This is a genomic window from Streptomyces sp. NEAU-sy36 (genome assembly GCF_013423905.1).
Lineage (GTDB): Bacteria > Actinomycetota > Actinomycetes > Streptomycetales > Streptomycetaceae > Streptomyces > Streptomyces misionensis.
This window is the reverse complement of record NZ_CP058977.1, coordinates 1,667,779-1,688,919: the sequence shown is the minus strand read 5'-3', so window position 1 is coordinate 1,688,919 and position 21,141 is coordinate 1,667,779. Positions and strand designations below refer to the sequence as shown.

Annotated in this window: 17 protein-coding genes; 1 reads left to right on the top strand and 16 read right to left on the bottom strand. The window is 71.2% G+C overall.

What is annotated here, in order from left to right:
• Positions 1-106 precede the first annotated feature (106 nt).
• Entirely contained in the window at positions 107-3,250 is a 3,144-nt protein-coding gene (gene ileS / locus HZZ00_RS07645) for an isoleucine--tRNA ligase (RefSeq protein WP_180331488.1), read from the top strand.
• A gap of 180 nt (positions 3,251-3,430) precedes the next feature.
• Here ileS and HZZ00_RS07640 read toward each other — a convergent pair whose 3' ends face one another.
• The 16 genes from HZZ00_RS07640 to rsmH form a co-directional block, all read right to left on the bottom strand.
• A complete protein-coding gene (locus HZZ00_RS07640; protein WP_167381401.1) occupies positions 3,431-4,570 on the bottom strand; it encodes a DivIVA domain-containing protein in 1,140 nt (379 codons plus the stop codon).
• Between the two features lie 54 nt (positions 4,571-4,624).
• The gene (locus HZZ00_RS07635; RefSeq protein ID WP_180331487.1) at positions 4,625-4,915 is read right to left on the bottom strand and encodes a YggT family protein; all 291 of its coding nucleotides are present in this window, start codon (positions 4,913-4,915) and stop codon (positions 4,625-4,627) included.
• Between the two features lie 59 nt (positions 4,916-4,974).
• Positions 4,975-5,616: a cell division protein SepF gene (locus HZZ00_RS07630; protein WP_070028581.1), complete on the bottom strand. Its 642-nt coding sequence runs from the start codon at positions 5,614-5,616 to the stop codon at positions 4,975-4,977.
• A gap of 127 nt (positions 5,617-5,743) precedes the next feature.
• Positions 5,744-6,463: a YggS family pyridoxal phosphate-dependent enzyme gene (locus tag HZZ00_RS07625; RefSeq protein ID WP_180331486.1), complete on the bottom strand. Its 720-nt coding sequence runs from the start codon at positions 6,461-6,463 to the stop codon at positions 5,744-5,746.
• Positions 6,464-6,469: 6 nt separating this feature from the next.
• Positions 6,470-7,201 carry a peptidoglycan editing factor PgeF gene (gene pgeF, locus HZZ00_RS07620; RefSeq protein WP_180331485.1) on the bottom strand — a complete coding sequence of 244 codons (732 nt, stop codon included), beginning with the start codon at positions 7,199-7,201 and terminating at the stop codon, positions 6,470-6,472.
• Positions 7,198-8,406 (bottom strand): cell division protein FtsZ, encoded by a 1,209-nt coding sequence (ftsZ, locus tag HZZ00_RS07615; RefSeq protein WP_180331484.1) that lies wholly within the window; start codon positions 8,404-8,406, stop codon positions 7,198-7,200. The genes pgeF and ftsZ overlap by 4 nt, the downstream gene beginning before the upstream one ends.
• A 279-nt stretch (positions 8,407-8,685) precedes the next feature.
• Positions 8,686-9,480, bottom strand: coding sequence for a cell division protein FtsQ/DivIB (locus tag HZZ00_RS07610; RefSeq protein WP_180331483.1), 795 nt, complete (start codon positions 9,478-9,480; stop codon positions 8,686-8,688).
• A 26-nt stretch (positions 9,481-9,506) separates the two neighbouring features.
• Entirely contained in the window at positions 9,507-10,595 is a 1,089-nt protein-coding gene (gene murG / locus HZZ00_RS07605; RefSeq protein WP_070028585.1) for an undecaprenyldiphospho-muramoylpentapeptide beta-N-acetylglucosaminyltransferase, read from the bottom strand.
• Positions 10,596-10,601: 6 nt separating this feature from the next.
• Complete coding sequence (gene ftsW, locus HZZ00_RS07600) at positions 10,602-11,963, bottom strand: putative lipid II flippase FtsW (protein ID WP_180331482.1); 1,362 nt, start codon at positions 11,961-11,963, stop codon at positions 10,602-10,604.
• A gap of 69 nt (positions 11,964-12,032) precedes the next feature.
• The gene (murD, locus tag HZZ00_RS07595) at positions 12,033-13,469 is read right to left on the bottom strand and encodes a UDP-N-acetylmuramoyl-L-alanine--D-glutamate ligase (RefSeq protein ID WP_180331481.1); all 1,437 of its coding nucleotides are present in this window, start codon (positions 13,467-13,469) and stop codon (positions 12,033-12,035) included.
• Positions 13,451-14,524 (bottom strand): phospho-N-acetylmuramoyl-pentapeptide-transferase, encoded by a 1,074-nt coding sequence (gene mraY / locus HZZ00_RS07590; protein WP_146468455.1) that lies wholly within the window; start codon positions 14,522-14,524, stop codon positions 13,451-13,453. Before mraY ends, murD begins: the two co-directional genes overlap by 19 nt.
• On the bottom strand, positions 14,521-15,927 hold the full coding sequence (gene murF, locus HZZ00_RS07585; protein ID WP_180331480.1) for a UDP-N-acetylmuramoyl-tripeptide--D-alanyl-D-alanine ligase: 1,407 nt from the start codon (positions 15,925-15,927) through the stop codon (positions 14,521-14,523). The genes mraY and murF overlap by 4 nt, the downstream gene beginning before the upstream one ends.
• 4 nt (positions 15,928-15,931) lie before the next feature.
• Positions 15,932-17,452: a UDP-N-acetylmuramoyl-L-alanyl-D-glutamate--2,6-diaminopimelate ligase gene (locus tag HZZ00_RS07580; RefSeq protein ID WP_180331479.1), complete on the bottom strand. Its 1,521-nt coding sequence runs from the start codon at positions 17,450-17,452 to the stop codon at positions 15,932-15,934.
• 162 nt (positions 17,453-17,614) lie between these two features.
• Positions 17,615-19,567: a penicillin-binding protein 2 gene (locus HZZ00_RS07575; RefSeq protein ID WP_306856153.1), complete on the bottom strand. Its 1,953-nt coding sequence runs from the start codon at positions 19,565-19,567 to the stop codon at positions 17,615-17,617.
• 5 nt (positions 19,568-19,572) lie between these two features.
• Positions 19,573-20,127 carry a septum formation initiator family protein gene (locus HZZ00_RS07570; RefSeq protein ID WP_180331477.1) on the bottom strand — a complete coding sequence of 185 codons (555 nt, stop codon included), beginning with the start codon at positions 20,125-20,127 and terminating at the stop codon, positions 19,573-19,575.
• 42 nt (positions 20,128-20,169) lie between these two features.
• Positions 20,170-21,126, bottom strand: a complete 957-nt coding sequence (gene rsmH, locus HZZ00_RS07565; RefSeq protein WP_180331476.1) for a 16S rRNA (cytosine(1402)-N(4))-methyltransferase RsmH — start codon at positions 21,124-21,126, stop codon at positions 20,170-20,172.
• Between the last annotated feature and the right edge of the window lie 15 nt (positions 21,127-21,141).

Here is a 21,141-nt window from a genome sequence, read left to right as displayed (position 1 = left end):
GGGCCAAGGAGGGTGGTACCGCGGGAGCGCGCCGCACACGGCGTGAAGGATCGAAGCTCTCGTCCCTCCGACGGAAGGCAGCAAGTCCGTTGGAGGATGCTCGCAGATGACAGCGCCGACGTACCGCCAGGTGCCCGCACAGGTCGACCTGCCCGCGCTTGAGCACGCCGTGCTCGACTTCTGGCGCGAGCAGAAGATCTTCGCCAAGACCCTGGAGCAGTCCGAGGGCCGCCCGGAGTGGGTGTTCTACGAGGGCCCGCCCACCGCCAACGGCATGCCCGGCGCCCACCACATCGAGGCGCGCGTCTTCAAGGACGTCTTCCCCCGCTTCCGCACCATGCGCGGTTACCACGTGGCCCGCAAGGCCGGCTGGGACTGCCACGGCCTGCCCGTGGAGCTGGCCGTCGAGAAGGAGCTGGGCTTCTCCGGCAAGCAGGACATCGAGGCGTACGGCATCGCCGAGTTCAACGCCAAGTGCCGCGAGTCCGTGACCCGGCACACCGACGCCTTCGCCGAGCTGACGACCCGCATGGGCTACTGGGTCGACCTGGACGACGCCTACCGGACCATGGACCCGGAGTACGTGGAGTCGGTCTGGTGGTCGCTGAAGGAGATCTTCGGCAAGGGCCTGCTGGTCCAGGACCACCGCGTCGCCCCCTGGTGCCCGCGCTGCGGCACCGGCCTGTCCGACCACGAGCTGGCGCAGGGCTACGAGACGGTCGTGGACCCCTCGGTCTACGTCCGCTTCCCGCTCACCTCCGGACCGCTCGCCGGCGAGGCCGCGCTCCTGGTGTGGACGACGACCCCGTGGACCCTGGTCTCCAACACGGCGGTCGCCGCGCACCCCGAGGTCACCTACGTCGTCGCCACCGACGGCGAGGAGAAGGTCGTCGTCGCCGAGCCGCTGCTCGGCAAGGCGCTCGGCGAGGGCTGGGAGCCCACCGGGCAGACCTTCACCGGTGCCGAGATGGAGCGCTGGACCTACCAGCGCCCCTTCGAGCTGGTCGAGTTCCCCGAGCCGGCGCACTACGTGGTGAACGCCGAGTACGTGACCACCGAGGACGGTACGGGTCTGGTCCACCAGTCCCCCGCCTTCGGTGAGGACGACCTCAAGGTCTGCCGCTCCTACGGTCTGCCCGTGGTCAACCCGGTGCGCCCCGACGGCACCTTCGAGGAGGACGTGCCGCTGGTCGGCGGCGTCTTCTTCAAGAAGGCGGACGAGAAGCTCACCGAGGACCTCAAGCAGCGCGGCCTGCTCTTCCGGCACCTGCCCTACGAGCACAGCTACCCGCACTGCTGGCGCTGTCACACCGCGCTGCTGTACTACGCCCAGCCCTCCTGGTACATCCGTACGACGGCCGTCAAGGACCGTCTCATCCAGGAGAACGAGAAGACCAACTGGTTCCCCGACACGGTCAAGCACGGCCGGTTCGGCGACTGGCTGAACAACAACATCGACTGGGCGCTGTCCCGCAACCGCTACTGGGGCACCCCGCTGCCCATCTGGCGCTGCGAGGACGACCACCTCACCTGCGTCGGCTCCCGCGCGGAGCTGTCCGAGCTGTCCGGCACCGACCAGTCGGAGCTCGACCCGCACCGCCCGTACATCGACGCGATCACCTTCGCCTGCCCGCAGGAGGGCTGCGGCAAGACGGCCACGCGCGTGCCGGAGGTCATCGACGCCTGGTACGACTCGGGCTCCATGCCGTTCGCGCAGTGGGGCTACCCGTACAAGAACAAGGAGCTGTTCGAGAGCCGTTACCCGGCGCAGTTCATCTCCGAGGCGATCGACCAGACCCGCGGCTGGTTCTACACGCTGATGGCGGTCGGCACCCTGGTGTTCGACAAGTCCTCGTACGAGAACGTCGTGTGCCTCGGCCACATCCTCGCCGAGGACGGCCGCAAGATGTCCAAGCACCTGGGCAACATCCTCCAGCCGATCCCGCTCATGGACCAGCACGGCGCGGACGCGGTGCGCTGGTTCATGGCCGCCGGCGGTTCCCCGTGGGCGGCCCGCCGGGTCGGCCACGGCACCATCCAGGAGGTCGTCCGCAAGACCCTGCTGACGTACTGGAACACGGTCGCCTTCCAGGCGCTGTACGCGCGTACGTCGAACTGGGCGCCGAGCGCGGCCGACCCGGCCCCGGCCGAGCGCCCGCTGATCGACCGCTGGCTGCTGTCCGAACTGCACGCGCTCACCGACCAGGTGACGCAGGCCCTGGAGGGGTACGACACCCAGCGCGCCGGCAAGCTGCTGTCCGCGTTCGTGGACGACCTGTCCAACTGGTACGTCCGCCGCTCGCGCCGCCGCTTCTGGCAGGGCGACAAGGCCGCGCTGCGCACGCTGCACGAGGTGCTGGAGACGGTCACCAAGCTGATGGCGCCGCTCACCCCGTTCATCACCGAGCGGGTGTGGCAGGACCTGATCGTGCCGGTCACCCCGGGCGCGCCGGAGTCGGTGCACCTCGCGTCCTGGCCCGAGGCGGATCTCGACGCCATCGACCCGGAGCTGTCGAAGCAGATGGTCCTGGTGCGCCGGCTGGTGGAGCTGGGCCGGGCCACGCGCGCGGAGTCGGGTGTCAAGACGCGTCAGCCGCTGTCCCGCGCGCTGATCGCCGCGAGCGGCTTCGACACCCTCCACCCCGAACTGCACGCGCAGATCACCGAGGAGCTGAACGTCTCCTCGCTGGCGTCGCTGTCCGAGGTGGGCGGCTCCCTGGTGGACACCACCGCGAAGGCCAACTTCCGCGCGCTGGGCAAGCGGTTCGGCAAGCGGGTGCAGGAGGTCGCCAAGGCCATCGCCGCCGCGGACGCCGCCGCGCTGTCGCTGGCGCTGCGCCAGGGCACCGCGTCGGTGGAGGTGGACGGCGAGACGATCACGCTGGCGCCGGACGAGGTGATCATCACCGAGACCCCGCGCGAGGGCTGGTCGGTGGCGTCCGACTCCGGTGCGACGGTGGCGCTGGACCTGGAGATCACCGAGGAGCTGCGGCAGGCCGGGCTCGCCCGGGACGCGATCCGGCTGATCCAGGAGGCGCGCAAGAACAGCGGCCTGGACGTGGCCGACCGGATCGCCCTGCGCTGGACGTCCACGGACCCGGCGGTGATCGCGGCGCTCGGCGAGCACGCCGAACTCATCGCCGAGGAGGTCCTGGCGACCGACTTCGGGCAGGGTGAGGGCGACGACGGCTACGGCGAGACCTTCACCGACGAGGGCCTGAGCCTGACGTTCCGGCTGCGGAAGGCGTAAGCGCCCACGGCCCGTGCGGAAGGGCCCGGCCTCCGGTTCGGAGGCCGGGCCCTTCCGCACGAGGGACGAGCGTGAACTCGCGGCCCGGACACCCGAAAGGAAGCGGCCCCGGACGGATGTCCGGGGCCGCTTCCTTCGCGCTGCCGACGCCTACGGCGTACTACTCACCGTCGCCGGTGCTCAGTTGTCGTCCTCGTCGATCAGGAAACCGCGCATCGGCGAGGGGGCCTGGCCCATCGGGGACGGACCCTGCGGACGGACCGGAGCCATCGGCTGGGTCATGGCGGGCGTCATCTGCTGCTGACCGCCGTAGGACGGGCCGGACGACTGCGCGGGCGAGCCGCCCATCGTCTGGTTGCCGCCGTAGGACGGGGCGCTCGCGCCGGCCGGTGCCATGGAAGGCGCCGGGGACGGCGGCAGGGACGCGGCGGCCGGGGTGCGCGGCGGGGCCAGCGAGTCGTCGGCCTGGGTCTCCAGCTGACGCAGCTGCGACTCCAGGTACGACTTCAGGCGCGTGCGGTACTCGCGTTCGAAGCCGCGCAGGTCCTCGACCTTGCGCTCCAGCGTGGCGCGGGCGGACTCCAGGGAGCCCATCGCGACACGGTGCTTCTCCTGCGCGTCCCGCTCCAGCGCGTCGGCCTTGGCGCGGGCGTCACGCTCCAGACCCTCGGCGCGGCTGCGGGCCTCGCCGACGATCTTGTTGGCCTCGGAGCGGGCCTCGGCGATCGCCTGGTCGGCGGTCTGCTGGGCCAGCGAGAGGACACGCGCGGCGCTGTCGCCACCGGGACCCTGACCGGGACCGCCCATGGGACCACCCATGGGGCCGCCCATCGGACCGCCCATGGGGCCGCCCATCTGCTGCTGCATGGGCGGCTGACCGCCCATCGGGCCCTGTCCCATCGGACCCTGGCCCATCGGGCCGGGGCCCTGCGGACCACCCTGACCGCCGGGGCCGGCGGGCAGCTGCGGAGCACCGCTGGGCAGCTGGGGCGGGCCTCCCATGGGGCCGCCCATCTGCTGCTGCGGCGGGCCCGATATCCCGGCGGGCACCGGCGCGCCGGGACCTCGCATGCCCTGCTGCTGCTGTTGCTGCTGCTGTTCCTGCTGCTCCGGAGGCTTGCGAGCGTTCTGCTGGTTCTGCGCGGCGGCACGCGTGGCGGCGGCCAGCTTCGCGCGCAGGTCCTCGTTCTCCCGGAGCAGACGGGTCAGTTCGGCTTCGACCTCGTCGAGGAAGGCATCGACCTCGTCCTCGTCATAGCCTTCTCGGAGGCGGACGGTCGTGAACTGCTTGTTCCGCACGTCCTCGGGGGTCAACGGCATCTCTTCACCTCAACGTAGTCATCGGCAGTCGGCAAGACCGGGTCGTCCACACGCTCATCTCACGAAGTTCTGCACGATGGCGATGAGAATGTAGACGATGATCATCAGTACGAAGAAGGACAGGTCGAGCGCCACGCCCCCGAGACGCAGCGGCGGAATGAACCGCCGCAGAAGCTTCAGCGGTGGATCGGTGACAGTGTAGGTGGCCTCCAGTACGACCACCATCGCCTTGCCGGGTTGCCATGAGCGGGCGAACTGGAAGACGTAGTCCATGACCAGCCGGAAGATGAGGATGACGAGAAACACCATCAGCGCGATGTAGATCACCTGCGCGAACACGCCCATGGCCTGCGGTTCCCTCTCCCCTGTTCCGTGCTCTTCCGTGCTTCGGTCCGGTCTGCGTCTCAGCTCTGGTTGAAGAACCCGCCCTCTGCGATGCGGGCCTTGTCCTCCGCCGTGACATCGACGTTAGCAGGAGACAACAGGAACACCTTCTGCGTCACCCGCTCGATACTGCCGTGAAGACCAAACACCAATCCGGCCGCAAAGTCGACAAGTCGCTTCGCGTCTGTGTCGTCCATCTCAGTCAGATTCATGATCACCGGAGTGCCTTCACGGAAGTGTTCCCCGATGGTACGGGCCTCGTTGTAGGTCCGTGGGTGCAACGTGGTGATCCGGTAAGGCTCTCGTTCCGACACGACCTTGGGCATGATCACCGGCGCGTTCTTCTCCAGGGACTGACGTTCTTGTGTGATGGACGCCACGGGCGCGATACGCGCCGGGCGCCCCGATTCCGCGGGTAGCGAAGCCGATTGGGAGACCGGCTCGCGCGGCGCCGGAGGCTGCACCACTCGCACCGATTCATCCCTTTGGGGTTGATGTACCCCGTGCGACTGATGTGACACCTCGTGTCGCCGGTGGTCCCGCTCGGGCTCCGGGTCCAACTCGGGCTCGAAATCGTCATCGGGGTCGAATCCGCGGCCGTCGTACCCATCGTCCTCCACGAGGCCGAGGTAGACCGCCATCTTGCGCATCGCGCCGGCCATGCTCTGAGTCCTCCGCTCTGTGGTGGATCGGCTGACGACTGCCAAGTGCCCGCGATCCACGCGGTCGTTGTGTCCGTTTCGCGAACACTGACCATATTTTCTGCTGTGGTCCGACTTCCTGGCGACGTTACCCGAGCCGGGGACGGACACCGAGTACCGCAGTGCCGACGCGCACATGTGTCGCCCCGGCCGCCACGGCCTGTTCAAGGTCCGCACTCATCCCTGCCGACACCATGGTTGCAGCCGGATGAGCTCGGCGCAGGTCGGTCGACAAATCCATGAGGCGCTCGAACGCCGCCTGTTCGCGCCCCGCGTACTCCCCGGTGAGCGGGGCGACGGTCATCAGTCCGTCGAGCCGCAGTCCCGGCGATCGGGCGACGAGGTCGGCCAACTCTTCGATTCCCTCGGGGGCGACGCCCCCGCGCTCACCCCGCCCGCTCGCGCCGGCGTCGAGCGCCACCTGGACCAGGCAGCCCACCTCGCGCCCGGCGCGCACCGCCTCCTTGGAGAGTGCGGTGACCAGCCGGTCGCGGTCGATCGACTGCACGACATCGGCGTAACCGACCACGGAACGCACCTTGTTGGTCTGCAACTGACCGACAAAGTGCCATTCCAGCGGCAGATCCGCGCACTCCGCGGCCTTCGGGGCGGCGTCCTGGTCGCGGTTCTCGGCGACGTGGCGCACACCGAGTTCCGACAGGATGCGCACATCGCTCGCCGGGTAGGTCTTGGTGACCACGATCAGGGTCACCTCGTCACGGGCGCGCCCCGCCGCCGCGCAGGCGCGGGCGATGCGCTCCTCCACTGTCGCCAGGTTCCCGGCGAGTTCGGTCCTACGGTCCGTCATTCCCCATCAGTCCAGCCAGACATAGCCCGCGAGCCGCCCGGTGGTGCGGTCGCGGCGGTATGAGAAGTGGTCGCCCGACTCCAGCGTGCACACCGGCGAATGCGCCCGGTCGCGCACCCCGAGCCGGTCGAGCTGCGCGTGCACCCCGGCGCTCACGTCGACCGCCGGAGTGCCCCAGCTGGTCTCGGCGTGCGCCGTCGGCTCCACGGCTGCCACCTCGGCGCGCATCCGCTCCGGCACCTCGTAACACCGGCCGCAGACGGCCGGTCCGGTGCGGGCGACGATCCGCTCGGGTGCGGCGCCGAGTTCGACCATGGCCCGTACGGCGGCGGGGACGACCCCCTTGACCATGCCGGGCCGGCCCGCGTGCGCCGCGGCGGCGACCCCGGCGACGGGGTCGGCGAGGAGCACCGGCACACAGTCGGCGGTGAGGACCGCGAGGGCGAGCCCGCGCCGGGCGGTGACGAGGGCGTCGACCTCCGGCACCGGGTTCCCGCTCCCCCAGGGCTCGTCCACCACGGCCACCTCGGCGCCGTGCACCTGGTTCATCCACACCACGCGGGCGGGGTCCAGGCCGAGCGTCTTGGCGGCGAGTTCGCGGTTGGCCAATACGGCCTCGGGCGTGTCGCCGACCGCGCCGCCGAGGTTCAGCTCCTCATACGGAGCGGCGCTCACCCCGCCCCACCGGTCGGTGAAGGCGAAGTGCGCGCCGCTCACGCTCTCGCGCTGTCCTATCACTTCAGGAAGTCCGGGACGTCCAGTTCCTCGGCCGCGCTGTCCGAGTAGGCGGGGCGCGGCACCGGCGGCACCGGCGGGGCGACCGGGATGTCGGCGACCGGCTCGGGGGCCGGCTCCGGCTCCTCCTTGGGCTTGACGCTGCCGAGGGAGCCGAAGGACGGACGGCTCTCCGGCTGCCGGGCCGGGGCCGGCTCCTCGCGGCGGGCGGGGGCCGAACCGGAGGTCTGGCCAAGGGCGTTTTCCCGGCGGGCCGGCGGCTGGCCGCCGTCGAAGCCGGCCGCGATCACGGTGACCCGGACCTCGTCGCCGAGGGCGTCGTCGATGACCGCGCCGAAGATGATGTTGGCCTCGGGGTGGGCGGCCTCGCTGACCAGCTGGGCGGCCTCGTTGATCTCGAACAGACCGAGGTCGGAGCCGCCGGAGATGGACAGCAGCACGCCCCGGGCGCCGTCGATGGACGCCTCCAGGAGCGGCGAGGAGATCGCCATCTCGGCCGCGGCCACCGCGCGGTCGTCGCCGCGGGCCGAGCCGATGCCCATGAGGGCCGAACCGGCCTCGGACATGACCGACTTCACATCGGCGAAGTCCAGGTTGATCAGGCCCGGGGTGGTGATGAGGTCGGTGATGCCCTGGACGCCGGAGAGCAGGACCTGGTCCGCGGACTTGAAGGCGTCCAGGACCGAGACCTGGCGGTCCGAGATGGACAGCAGTCGGTCGTTCGGGATGACGATGAGGGTGTCGACCTCTTCGCGCAGTTCCGCGATGCCGTCCTCGGCCTGGTTCGCGCGGCGCCGTCCCTCGAAGGTGAACGGGCGCGTGACCACGCCGATGGTGAGGGCGCCCAGGGAGCGCGCGATGTTGGCCACGACGGGCGCGCCGCCGGTGCCGGTGCCGCCGCCTTCACCGGCCGTCACGAAGACCATGTCGGCCCCCTTGAGGACCTCCTCGATCTCCTCACGGTGGTCCTCGGCGGCCTTGCGGCCGACGGCCGGGTTGGCGCCGGCGCCGAGTCCGCGGGTGAGTTCCCGGCCGACGTCCAGCTTGACGTCGGCGTCGCTCATCAACAGCGCCTGTGCGTCGGTGTTGATGGCGATGAACTCGACACCCTTGAGACCGACCTCGATCATCCGGTTGATGGCATTGACACCACCGCCGCCGACACCGATGACCTTGATGACTGCGAGGTAGTTCTGCGGTGCTGCCACGTCGAAGGCCTCTCGCCTCGAATTACGTCGTCGCCGCCGGGCGGTGCCCCGCGCCGGGACGACAGATGCCGAATGGGACGGTCCGTAGCGCCGACCCGAACCCTAAGCCTGAAGTTTAGGGTTACCAGTGTGTCTGTTCCCTGGAGTCTTCTGAACAGGACACTAAGTCGACAAGTGGCGCCCGTTCAACGAACACGCCGAACCTCCCGTTTTTCTTTTCACCCTATGTGATCAGGCATAGCGGTGCCCAACCAGGGTGCTGGCCTGCACTGATGCGCGTCAACTCCCCGATGACGCGGGGGCGGTGGGGACACTGACGTCGAAGTGCCGTGCGCCGGAAGCTGCTTTCATGAGTGCGGTGAGGCTCCGTGCCTTGGCGCGGCCGTTCTCGGCGCTGCCCCAGGCGACGGTACGGCCGTCCGCCAACTCCAGTTCGACGTCGTCGTAGGAACGGACCAGGACGGTCCGGGTGAGACTTCCCACGGAGCGCGGCAGATCGCCGGCGATCCGGACCGCCTCCCGCGTCAGCCGGTCGGGGCCGAAGCGGCGCAGGCTCGCCGCGGCCGGACCGGTCGCGGACGTGGAGATCCGCAGCAGCGGAACTCCCTTGGGCGGCTGGGAGACCGTGGCGAACCGGACGCCCTCGCGGTCGACTTCGACGAAGCCCCGGCCCTTGCGGATCAGCAGGACCGGAGTGCGCTCGGCCACCTTCAACTCGATGCCGTGCGGCCAGGAACGCGTCACCTCGACGGTGTCGATCCGGGGCAGTTCCCGGCGCAGCCGGGCCTCGATGCCGCCGGTGTCCACCGAGACCATCGGCGCCCCGACCGGAACGGCCGCGGCCGCGCGCACCTCGGCGGGGGTCAGGACCCGGGTACCGGAGACCGGAACCCGGGTGACCCGCAGCCAGGAGGAGCCGTACAACACCCATACGGAACCGGCTCCCACGAGCACCACGGCCACGGCCAGGATGACGATCGTACGAAGTGGTGGTCGTCCGGGCCTGCGGGCGGGCGGCGGGCCGGACGACTCCTGCTGGCGTTCCCCGCGCTGACGGGTCGTCGGTCCGGCCACGCTCACTGCCCTTTCGTCATACGGTCCTAACGGCGCGAGGCGATGGCCTCGTACACCATGCCGACGAGCAGGTCGTCGGCGTCCCGGCGGCCGAACTCGCTTGCGGAGCGGGACATCTCGTAGAGGCGGTGCGGATCGGCGAGCACGGGCAGCACGTTCTGCTGCACCCACTCCGGCGTCAGTTCCGCGTCGTCCACGAGGAGTCCGCCGCCCGCTTTGACCACCGGCTGGGCGTTCAGCCGCTGTTCGCCGTTGCCGATGGGCAGCGGGACGTAGGCGGCCGGGAGTCCGACGGCGGAGAGTTCGGCGACGGTCATCGCGCCCGCGCGGCAGAGCATCATGTCGGCCGCGGCGTACGCGAGGTCCATCCGGTCCAGGTAACTTACCGGGATGTAGGGGGGCATCCCCGGCATCTGCTGCACGCGCGGCAGTTCGTTCTTCGGGCCGACCGCGTGCAGGATCTGGATTCCGGCCTGCTGGAGCCACGGGGCGACCGCCTGCGTCACCTCGTTGAGCCGGCGGGCGCCCTGCGAGCCGCCGGAGACCAGCAGCGTGGGCAGGTTGGGGTCGAGGCCGAAGCGGTGCCGGGCCTCGGGGCGGACGGCGGCGCGGTCCAGCGTGGCGATGGAGCGGCGCAGCGGGATGCCGATGTACCGGGCGCCCCGCAGCTTGCTGTCCGGCGTGGAGACGGCGACCTGGGCCGCGTACCGGGAGCCGATCTTGTTGGCCAGGCCCGGGCGCGCGTTGGCCTCGTGGATCACGATCGGCACGCCGAGCCGCTTGGCGGCCAGGTAGCCGGGCAGGGCGACGTAGCCGCCGAAGCCGACCACGGCGTCCGCCTTGGTGCGCTCCAGGATCTGCTCGGCGGCCTTGATGGTGCCGCGCAGCCGGCCCGGGACGGTGATCAGCTCGGGAGTGGGCTTGCGCGGCAGCGGCACCGCCGGGATCAGCGCCAGCTCGTAGCCGCGCTCCGGTACGAGCCGGGTCTCCAGGCCGCGCTCCGTGCCCAGGGCCGTGATCCCCACGGTCGGGTCCTGCCTGCGCAGGGCGTCCGCGAGGGCGAGCGCGGGCTCGATGTGGCCGGCGGTCCCTCCACCGGCGAGTACGACATGCACCGAAATTCACCGCTCTCCGGACGAACGCGCCGCCGAGGCACGCCGTCGCATCGTGTTCCATCTCCGAGGCCCCCGCTCCGCACCGGAGCCTCCCGCCCGCTTTCTACCAAAGCGAGGTTGCCGCCTCGCAAGCGCCGTCCGCGCGGCGGGCTCGTCACGCGCGAAGGCGATCAGCAGCCCGACGGCGAACATGGTCGGCAGCAGGGCGGACCCTCCGTAGGAGAACAGCGGGAGCGGGACGCCGGCGATCGGCAGCAGGCCGAGCACCGCCCCGATGTTGATCACCGCCTGGGCGATGATCCAGGTGGTCACGCCTCCCGCGGCGTACCTCACGAAGGGGTCCTTCGTGCGTCCGGCCACGCGGATACCCGCATAGCCTAGAGCCGCGAACAGGGCGAGCACCGACAGCGTCCCCGCCAGACCCAGTTCCTCACCGGTGACCGCGAAGATGAAGTCGGTGTGCGCTTCCGGGAGTTGACCCCATTTTTCCACACTCGCGCCGAGGCCCGAGCCGAAGAGTCCGCCGGAGGCGAGCGCGTAGATGCCGTGCACGGCCTGCCAGCAGTCGGCGCCCTGGGCGCGGGGCTCGGTGGCGCCGATGCAGGCGAGGCGGGCCATCCGGTTGGGGCTGGTCTCGATGAGGATCACCCCGATCACCGCCGCGACCGACAGCACGCCCGCGAACAGCCGGGTCGGGGCGCCCGCGAGCCACAGCAGGCCGAACAGGATCGCTGTGAGAATGATCGCGGTTCCCATGTCGCCGCCGAGCATGATCAGTCCGAGCAGCAGGAAGGCGGCCGGCACCAGCGGCACCAGCATGTGCTTCCACTGGGTCAGCAGTTTCCGCTCCTGCTTGCGGGCGATCAGGTCCGCGCCCCACAGCACCAGGGCGAGCTTGCCGAACTCGCTGGGCTGGATCTGGAAGGAGCCGCCCAGGGAGATCCAGTTCTGGTTGCCGTTGACCGACATGCCGATCCCGGGCACCTGCACCAGGGCCATCAGGAAGACGGCGGCGGCGAGGATCGGATAGGCCAGCGCCCGGTGCAGCTTCACCGGCATCCGGGAGGCCGCCAGCAGCAGCACCCCGCCGATCACGGCGGCCAGCAGCTGCTTGCGGAAGAAGTAGGAGCCCGGCAGCGCCATCTGGAGCGCGGTGACCTGGGAGGCCGAGTAGACCATCACCAGGCCCAGCACCGTGATCAGCGTGCTGCCGCCGGCGATCAGGTAGTAGGCGGTCAGCGGCCGGTCCCAGGCCCGCCGCGCGCGTGTGACGGCCCGCTGTACGGGGTTCTCGCGCACGGACCGGGACACGACGGGACGCCGGGACGCCCGCTGCACGGGGGGCTTTCCGGTACGGCTACTGGGCATCGGCGCCTCCACTGAACGTCGGCCGCCCCACGCGTCCCTCCCAGGATCCGCCCGGCGGGCGGGCCGGGGTCAGGCGCGGAGTTCGCGGACCGCGGCCGCGAACGCGTCACCGCGCTGGTTGTAGTTGGTGAACATGTCCATGGAGGCGCAGGCCGGAGCGAGGAGCACCGTGTCGCCGGCGACCGCGAGCCGCCCGGCCTCCGTGACCGCCTGGAGCATCGCCCCAGTGTCGGTCCGGTCGAGGTCGACGACGGGTACTTCCGGCGCGTGTCGCGCGAGGGCCTCGCGGATCAGGGCCCGGTCGGCGCCGATCAGCACGACCGCGCGCAGCCGCCCGGCCGCGGTGGCGACCAGCTCGTCGAAGGTCGCGCCCTTGGCCAGCCCGCCCGCGATCCACACGATGGAGTCGTAGGCCGCCAACGAGGCCGCCGCGGCATGGGTGTTGGTGGCCTTGGAGTCGTCCACGTAGGCCACGCCGTCGATGTCGGCGACGTGCTCGATGCGGTGGGCGTCCGGCCGGAAGGAGCGCAGTCCGTCCCGTACGGCCGTGGCGGGCACCCCGAAGGCGCGCGCGAGGGCCGCCGCCGCGAGGGCGTTGGCGATGTTGTGCGGGGCCGGCGGGCGGACGTCGGAGACCTCGGCCAGCTCCTGCGCGTTCTTCTGCCGGTTCTCGACGAAGGCGCGGTCGACCAGGATGCCTTCCACGACGCCGAGTTGGGAGGGGCCCGGGGTGCCCAGGGTGAACCCGACGGCGCGGCAGCCCTCTTCGACGTCGGCCTCGCGCACCAGGTCCTCGGTGGCCTTGTCGGCCACGTTGTAGACGCAGGCGACCTTGTTGCCCTCGTAGATGCGGCCCTTGTCGGCGGCGTAGGCCTCCATGGAGCCGTGCCAGTCGAGGTGGTCGGGCGCGAGGTTGAGGACGGCGGCGGAGTGGGCGCGCAGCGAGGGCGCCCAGTGCAGCTGGTAGCTGGACAGCTCCACGGCGAGGACGTCGTACTCCTCCTCGCCGAGGACGGCGTCCAGCAGGGAGACGCCGATGTTGCCGACGGCCGCCGTGCGCAGGCCCGCCGCCTTCAGAATGGCGGCGAGCATCTGCACGGTGGTGGTCTTGCCGTTGGTGCCGGTCACGGCCAGCCAGGGGGCCGCGTCGGGCCCCCGCAGCCGCCAGGCCAGCTCCACGTCGCCCCAGACCGGGACGCCCGCCTCGGCCGCCGCCAGGAACAGCGGCTTGTCGGGCTTCCAGCCGGGGGCGGTGACGATCAGCTCGGTGCCCTCCGGGAGGGTCGCCCCGTCGCCCAGGCGCACGGTGATGCCGAGCGCCTCCAGGCCGGCGGCCTGCTCGCGGGCGCGGTCGTCGTCGCCGTCGTTGACGACGGTGACGAGCGCGCCGCGCGCGTGCAGTGCTTTCGCCGCGGGGACGCCGGAGACGCCGAGTCCCGCGACGGTGACGTGCTTGCCCTGGAAGTCGAAGGGCGCCGAGCCGGTGGTCACTTTTCCGCTGCCCATCCCGCGTAGAAGAGGCCGAGTCCGACGATCACGCAGATGCCCTGGATGATCCAGAAGCGGACCACGACCAGGACCTCGGACCAGCCCTTGAGTTCGAAGTGGTGCTGGAGTGGTGCCATCCGGAAGACGCGCTTGCCGGTGAGCCGGAAGGAGCCGACCTGGATGACGACCGACATGGTGATGAGGACGAACAGGCCGCCCATGATGGCCACCAGCAGCTCCGTGCGGGAGAGGATGGCCAGACCGGTGAGGACACCGCCGAGGGCGAGCGAGCCGGTGTCGCCCATGAAGATCTTCGCCGGCGAGGTGTTCCACCACAGGAAGCCGAGGCAGGCGCCCATCAGCGCGGAGGCGACCACGGCGAGGTCGAGCGGATCGCGCACCTCGTAACAGGCGGCCGGGTTGGTCAGGGTCGTCGCGTTGGCGCAGGACTCCTGGTACTGCCAGACGCCGATGAAGGTGTAGGCGCCGAAGACGAGGACGGAGGCGCCGGTGGCGAGACCGTCCAGACCGTCGGTGAGGTTCACGCCGTTCGACATCGCGAGGATCATGAACAGCGCCCAGATCACGAACAGCACCGGGCCGATGGACCAGCCGAAGTCCGTGATGAACGACAGCTTGGTGGAGGCCGGCGTGTTGCCGCGGGCGTCGGGGAACATCAGCGCCAGCACGGCGAAGGCGATGCCGACGATCAGCTGTCCCGCCATCTTCGCCTTGGCCCGCAGGCCCAGCGAACGCCGCTTGACGATCTTGATGTAGTCGTCCAGGAAGCCGACCAGGCCCATGCCGACCATCAGGCCGAGCACCAGCAGACCGGAGAACGTCGGCGGCTTGCCGGTGATCACCTTGGACAGGAAGTACGCGGCGACCGTCGCCAGGATGAAGGCGATACCACCCATGGTCGGCGTACCGCGCTTGCTGGCGTGCTCGCGCGGGCCGTCGTCACGGATGTACTGGCCGTAGCCCTTGCGGGCCAGCAGCTTGATCAGCAACGGGGTGCCGACCAGGGTGAGGAAGAGGCCAATGACTCCCGAGAACAGGATCTGGTTCATCATCGGGCGGCAACCTCACCCTCGGCACCGGTCTCGAGCAGCGCCGCGGCGACGCCTTCGAGCCCCACCGACCGTGACGCCTTCACGAGGACGACGTCCCCCGGGCGCAACTCGCTGCGCAACAGGTCGATCGCCGCCTGTGCGTCGGACACGTGCACCGACTCCTCACCCCACGAACCCTCGTTATATGCGCCCAGTTGCAGCCAGGAGGCCTCAATCCCCCCGACGGCGACGAGCTTGCTGACGTTGAGCCGGACGGCGAGCCGTCCGACGGCGTCGTGCTCGGCGAGCGCCTCGTCCCCCAGCTCGGCCATCTTGCCGAGCACGGCCCACGTGCGCCGCCCCTGGCCCATGGCCGCGAGCGCCCGAAGGGCGGCCCGCATGGACTCGGGGTTGGCGTTGTAGGCGTCGTTGACGATGGTCACGCCGTCCGGGCGCTCGGTGACCTCCATGCGCCAGCGGGAGAGGGAGCCCGCCCCGGAGAGCGCGGTGGCGATCTCTTCCGCGGACATGCCCAGCTCATGGGCGACGGCGGCCGCGGCGAGCGCGTTCGACACGTGATGCTCACCGTACAGGCGCATCGTCACATCAGCTGCACCGGAGGGTGTGTGAAGCCTGAAGGAAGGCTGTCCGGTGTCCGTGAGTCGCACATTCTCGGCGCGTACGTCCGCTTCGGCCGACTCTCCGAAAAGGACCACCTTCGCCTTGGTACGCGGTGCCATGGCCCGTACCAGCGGGTCGTCGGCGTTGAGGATCGCGGCGCCGTCCTCCGGCAGCCCCTCGATGATCTCGCCCTTGGCCTGCGCGATCTGCTCGCGGCCGCCGAACTCGCCGATGTGCGCGCTGCCGACGTTGAGGACGACGCCGATCCTCGGCGGGGTGAGGCCGGTGAGGTAGCGGATGTGGCCGATGCCGCGGGCGCCCATCTCCAGGACCAGGAAACGGGTTTCCTCGGTCGCGGTCAGGGCGGTCAGCGGCAGCCCGATCTCGTTGTTGAACGAGCCCGGCGTGAACACCGTCGGCGCCTTGGTGCTCAGCACCTGGGCGATGAGGTCCTTGGTGCTGGTCTTGCCCGCCGAGCCGGTCAGGGCGACGAGGGTCGCGCCGAGCCGGGCCACGACGTGCCGGGCGAGGGCGCCGAGGGCGCTCTGCACGTCCTCGACCACGATCGCGGGCACGCCGACCGGACGCGACGCCAGTACGGCGACCGCGCCCGCCTCGACGACCTGCGGTGCGAAGTCGTGGCCGTCCACGCGCTCGCCGACGAAGGCGGCGAACAGGCTGCCGGGCACCACCTCCCGGGAGTCCCGGACGACCGGTCCGGTGACCCGCACGGACGGATCCGGTATGTCGTGCGTCTGCCCGCCGACGACAGCTGCGATCTCGGCGAGGGAGAGGGCGATCACAAGTTCATCCCTGAGTCTTCTGGATAGCTTCGCGAAGCACCTGGCGGTCGTCGAAGGGACGGACCACGCCGGCGATGTCCTGGCCCTGCTCGTGGCCCTTGCCCGCGACCAGCACGGTGTCGCCGGCCTGGGCGCGGCCCACGGCGGCGGCGATGGCGGCGGCCCGCTCCTCGAAGAGGAGCACTTCGCCGCGCTCGTGCGCGGGCACGGAGGCCGCGCCCTGGAGCATGGTCGCGAGGATCGCGAGCGGGTCCTCGGAACGGGGGTTGTCGGAGGTGAGCACGGCCGTGTCGGCGAGCCGGGCCGCGGCGGCGCCCATCGGGGCGCGCTTGGTCTGGTCGCGGTCGCCGCCGCAGCCCAGGACGATGTGCAGCCGGCCCTTGGTGACCTTGCGCAGCGCCTTGAGCACCGACTCGACCGCGTCGGTCTTGTGGGCGTAGTCCACGACCGCGAGGTAGGGCTGCCCGGCGTCCACGCGCTCCAGGCGGCCGGGGACGCCCGGGACGGCGGCGATGCCGTCGGCGGCGGTCTGCGGGTCCAGTCCGGCCGCGGCCAGGGCGACGATGGCGGCGAGGGTGTTCGCCACGTTGAAGGGGCCGGCCAGCGGCGACTTGGCCCGCACCCGTTCGCCGCGCGGTCCGAGGACGGTGAACGCCGAGTCCAGCGGACCGACCTCGACGTGCTCGGCGCGCCAGTCGGCGTCCGGGTGGCCCTCGGCGGAGTAGGTGATGACGGGGACGGTGGCCTCGGCGGCGAGCCGGCGGCCCCACTCGTCGTCCACGTTGACGACGCCGAGTTTGCTGCGTTTCGGCGTGAACAGCTGCGCCTTGGCCCGGAAGTAGTCCTCCATGTCGGAGTGGAACTCCATGTGTTCCGGGCTGAGGTTGGTGAAGACCGCGATGTCGAAGACGCAGCCGTCGACCCGGCCGAGGACCAGGGCGTGGCTGGAGACCTCCATCGCGACGGCCTCGACGCCGCGTTCGCGCATGACGGCGAACAGGGCCTGGAGGTCGGTGGCTTCGGGGGTGGTGCGCTCGGACTTGATGCGCTCGTCGCCGATGCGCATCTCGACGGTGCCGATGAGCCCGGTGGACTTCGCGGTCCGCAGGCCGCCCTCGACCAGGTACGCGGTGGTGGTCTTGCCGGAGGTGCCGGTGATGCCGATCTGGAGCAGCCCGCGGCCGGGGTGGCCGTAGATGGTGGCCGCCAGTTCGCCCATCCGGGCCCGCGGGTCGGGCACCACCAGGACCGGCAGTCCGGTCGCGGCGGCGCGCTCGGCGCCGGTCGGGTCGGTGAGCACGGCGGCCGCGCCGAGACCGGCGGCCTGGGTGACGAAGTCGGCGCCGTGCAGGCGGGCGCCCGGGAGGGCGGCGTACAGGTCGCCGGGGCGGACGGCGCGCGAGTCGTGGGTGATCCCGGTGATCTCGGCGGCGGCGTCCGGGGCCGCGGCACCCAGCTGATCGGCCAGCTCCGCGAGGGGTGTGGCGGAGACGTGGACCGGTCGCGGCGGTCCCGGATAGGTCACGGAAGCGCCCTTCTGGGTGGTTTGGGACTGATCAGCGTGTGGCACGGCGGTGAGCGTACCGGGCGCACCACCTTCGGAGCGAAGCGAGGGCTCGGGGCCGTTCTGGTTCCCGGGTCCGGGGGTGATCGTTGTCACTGGCTGGTTCCTGGTGTTCGGTGCCGATCAGGGCTTGTAGTCGACGGGCAGGTTGGCGGGCGGCGCCCCGGTGGGCGGGACCTGGAGCGTCTTCAGGGCGAACTCCATGACCTTCTTGTAGATCGGTCCGCAGATCTGGCCGCCGAAGTAGCCTCCCGAGGTGGCGTTCTGGATGGCGCAGTAGACCGTGATGCGGGGCTTGTCCGCGGGGGCGAACCCGGCGAACGACGAGGTGTAGCCGCGGTACCTGCCGGTGGCCGGATCCACTCGGTTGGCGGTGCCGGTCTTGCCGGCCACGTTGTAGCCGGGGATGCGGGCCGAGATGCCGGTGCCCTGCTCGTCGTCCACCACGGACTCCAGCATCTCGGCGACCGACCTGGCGGTCTTCGCGCTCACCACCCTTGTCTCCTTGGGCTTCGGCGCGGGTGTGAACCGTCCGTCGGCCCCCTTGGTGCCGCGGACCAGGGTCGGCTCGATCCGTACGCCGTCGTTGGCGATGGTCGAGTACACGGAGGCGGCCTGGAGGGCGTTGATGGAGAAGCCCTGGCCGAAAGGGATCGTGTACTGCTGCGAGGTGGACCACTTCTGCGGCGGCGCGAGGATGCCCGGGGTCTCCCCGGGGAAGTGCAGCCCGGTGTAGCTGCCGATGCCGAACTTGCGCAGGTAGGAGTAGAGCACCTTGTTGGCCTCCGGCTGGGTCTTGCCGAGCTGGCCGGTGGCGAGGATGGTGCCGATGTTGCTGGACTTGGCGAGCACGCCGTTGAGCGTGAGGTTCCAGGTGCGGTGGTCGATGTCGTCCTGGAAGAGCCGGTCGCCGCGGTGCAGCCGGTTGGGCACGACGACATGGGTGAGCGGGGTCGCCGCGTTCTCCTGGAGGACGGCCGCCATGGACATCACCTTGGCGGTGGAGCCGGGTTCGTAGGCGTCCTGGACGGCCGCGTTGCCGAGGGCGCCGGGGTCGGCCTTGGACAGGTCGTTGGGGTCGAAGCCGGGCGAGTTGGCCAGGGCCAGGATCTGCCCGGTGCGGGTGTCCTGGACGACGACGTAGCCGCGGTCGGCCTTGGACTTCTTCACCTGCTCGGTGATCGCGTTCTGGGCCGCCCACTGGATGTCGCGGTCGATGGTCAGCTCGACGTCGGAGCCCGGCACGGCGGGCGTCTCGGCGGAGCCGGCGGTGGGCACCTCGCGGCCGCCGGACTGGGCGTAGCGGATCTTGCCGTTCTTCCCGGCGAGCTGCTTGTCCAGCATCTGCTCGATGCCGCCGCCGCCCTGGCCGGCGGCGTTGACCCAGCCCAGTATCCCGGCGGCCAGGTCGCCGTTGGGGTACACGCGCTGGCTGCTGGGGTCCGCGAAGACGCCGGCCAGCACGTTGACGGTGCCCGTCTTCTGCGCGAGCGCCGACTTCAGGTCCTTGATCTGCTTCCAGACCTGGGGCGTCTGCCGGGTGGCGAGGCGGGCGTAGCGGGAGTTCCTGTCGGCGGGCCGCAGCTTCTTCACCAGGGTGGCCTGGTCCTGGCCGAGGATCGGCGCGAGCAGGGCCGCGGCGCGCTCGGGACCGTCGGTGATCTTCAGCTGGCCGGGGCCGAACATCGTCGGGTCGGCCGTGATGTCGTAGGCGTCCTCGCTGACGGCGAGGGAGACGCCGTTGCGGTCGGTGATGCCGCCGCGCTCGGCGGTCAGCGTGTGGACGACATACCGGTTCTGCTCGGCCTTGGCGGTGTACGTGCCGGCCTGCACGGCCTGTACCTGGAGCAGCCGCACCACGAAGGTGAGCAGCACCAGGCCGAGGGCGAGGCCGACCAGGCGCAGCCGGGGCCGTGGGCTGCCGAGCCGGAGCGGGCGCTGGGCGGGCACCCGGCCCGCGCCGGGCCGCCGGACCGGTCGGGCGCCGGGCCCGGGCTGCCGCTGCGCGGCGCCGCGCGGCCGCGGCGGCTTCGCGGGCGCGGGCACGCGGCGCCGCGGCGGTTCCCTGTCGGACACTTCCGTCACCTGCCGGGGGTCGTCGGAGTGGGAGCGGACTGGGGGGTGGTGAGGTTCGGGGCGGCGCCGTCCTGGGCGGCGGGGTCCTGGGAGCGGGCCGGGTCCTGCGGGCCGTCCGGGGTGGCGGGCAGGCCGGGCGGCGGGGTCAGGACGAGGGACTCGGGCGCGGGCGGGCCGGTGAGGGCGGCCGACTCGGGGGCGGCGACGCCGGGGACGCCCTTGACCGTGCCGTCGGGGGCGAGGAAGGCCGGGTCGCCGCCGGGCACCATGCCGAGTTCGCGGGCCCGGCGCTGGAGGGCGTCGGGGGACGAGTAGGCGTCGATGTCCCGTTGCAGGGCCTGTTCCTCGTCGGTGAGGTTCTTGGTCCGCTTCTGGAGGTCGGCCAGTTTGAAGGAGCCCTCGCTCAGCGCGGAGTTCAGCACCAGCAGCCCGATGAGGCCGCCGCCGAGGAGCAGCACGACGAGGAGCACGAACGGGGTGCGGGCCGCACGGGCCCGGCCGGCCGGGAAGAGCCGGGCGAGCCGGGCGGCCCTCCCCCTCAGTTCGGGTTTCCTAGGCACCGCTCCCCCAGTGAGTCCGGGAAACCAACCCACCCGTCTGGCTCACTCGGCGTCCTCCCTGATGCGCTCGGCGCCCCGCAGCCTGGCGGGGGCGGCCCGGCGGTTCTCGGCGATCTCTTCCTCGGTGGGAAGTTCGGCACCACGGGTGAGCAGCTTGAGCCGCGGCTGGTAGCGCTCGGGCACCACCGGCAGCCCGGGCGGCGCGGTGTTCGCCGCTCCGGCCGCGAAGACCTGCTTGACCAGCCGGTCCTCCAGCGAGTGGTACGACAGCACGGCGATCCGCCCGCCGACCGCGAGGGACTTCACGGCGGCCGGGATCGCCCGCTCCAGGACGGACAGCTCGCCGTTGACCTCGATGCGCAGCGCCTGGAAGGTGCGCTTGGCCGGGTTGCCGCCGGTGCGCTTGGCGGCCTGCGGCAGCGCGTCGCGGATCAGCTCCACGAGCCGGGCGCTGTTGTTGAACGGCTCCTTCTCGCGCTCGCGCACGATCGCCGAGACGATCCGCTTGGCCTGCTTCTCCTCGCCGTAGGCGCGCAGGATGCGCACCAGTTCGCCGGCCGGGTAGGTGTTGAGGACCTCGGCGGCGCTGATGCCCGTCGTCTGGTCCATGCGCATGTCGAGCGGCGCGTCCTGGGCGTAGGCGAAGCCGCGGTCGGCCTCGTCCAGCTGCATGGAGGAGACGCCGAGGTCGAACAGCACGCCCTGGACGCGCGGGACGCCGAGGCGGCCGAGGACGTCGGGCAGCTCGTCGTAGACCGCGTGCACCAGGGTGGCCCGCTCGCCGAAGGGCGCGAGGCGCTCGCCGGACAGGCGCAGCGCCTCCTTGTCCCGGTCGAGGCCGATCAGCCGGGCCTCGGGGAAGCGGGCCAGCAGCGCCTCGCTGTGGCCGCCGAGGCCCAGGGTGCAGTCGACGACCACCGCTCCCGGGTGCTCCAGGGCGGGTGCCAGCAGGTCCAGGCACCGCTGGAGCATCACCGGGACGTGTCGACTCTCGCTCAAGGGGGCCTCTCATTC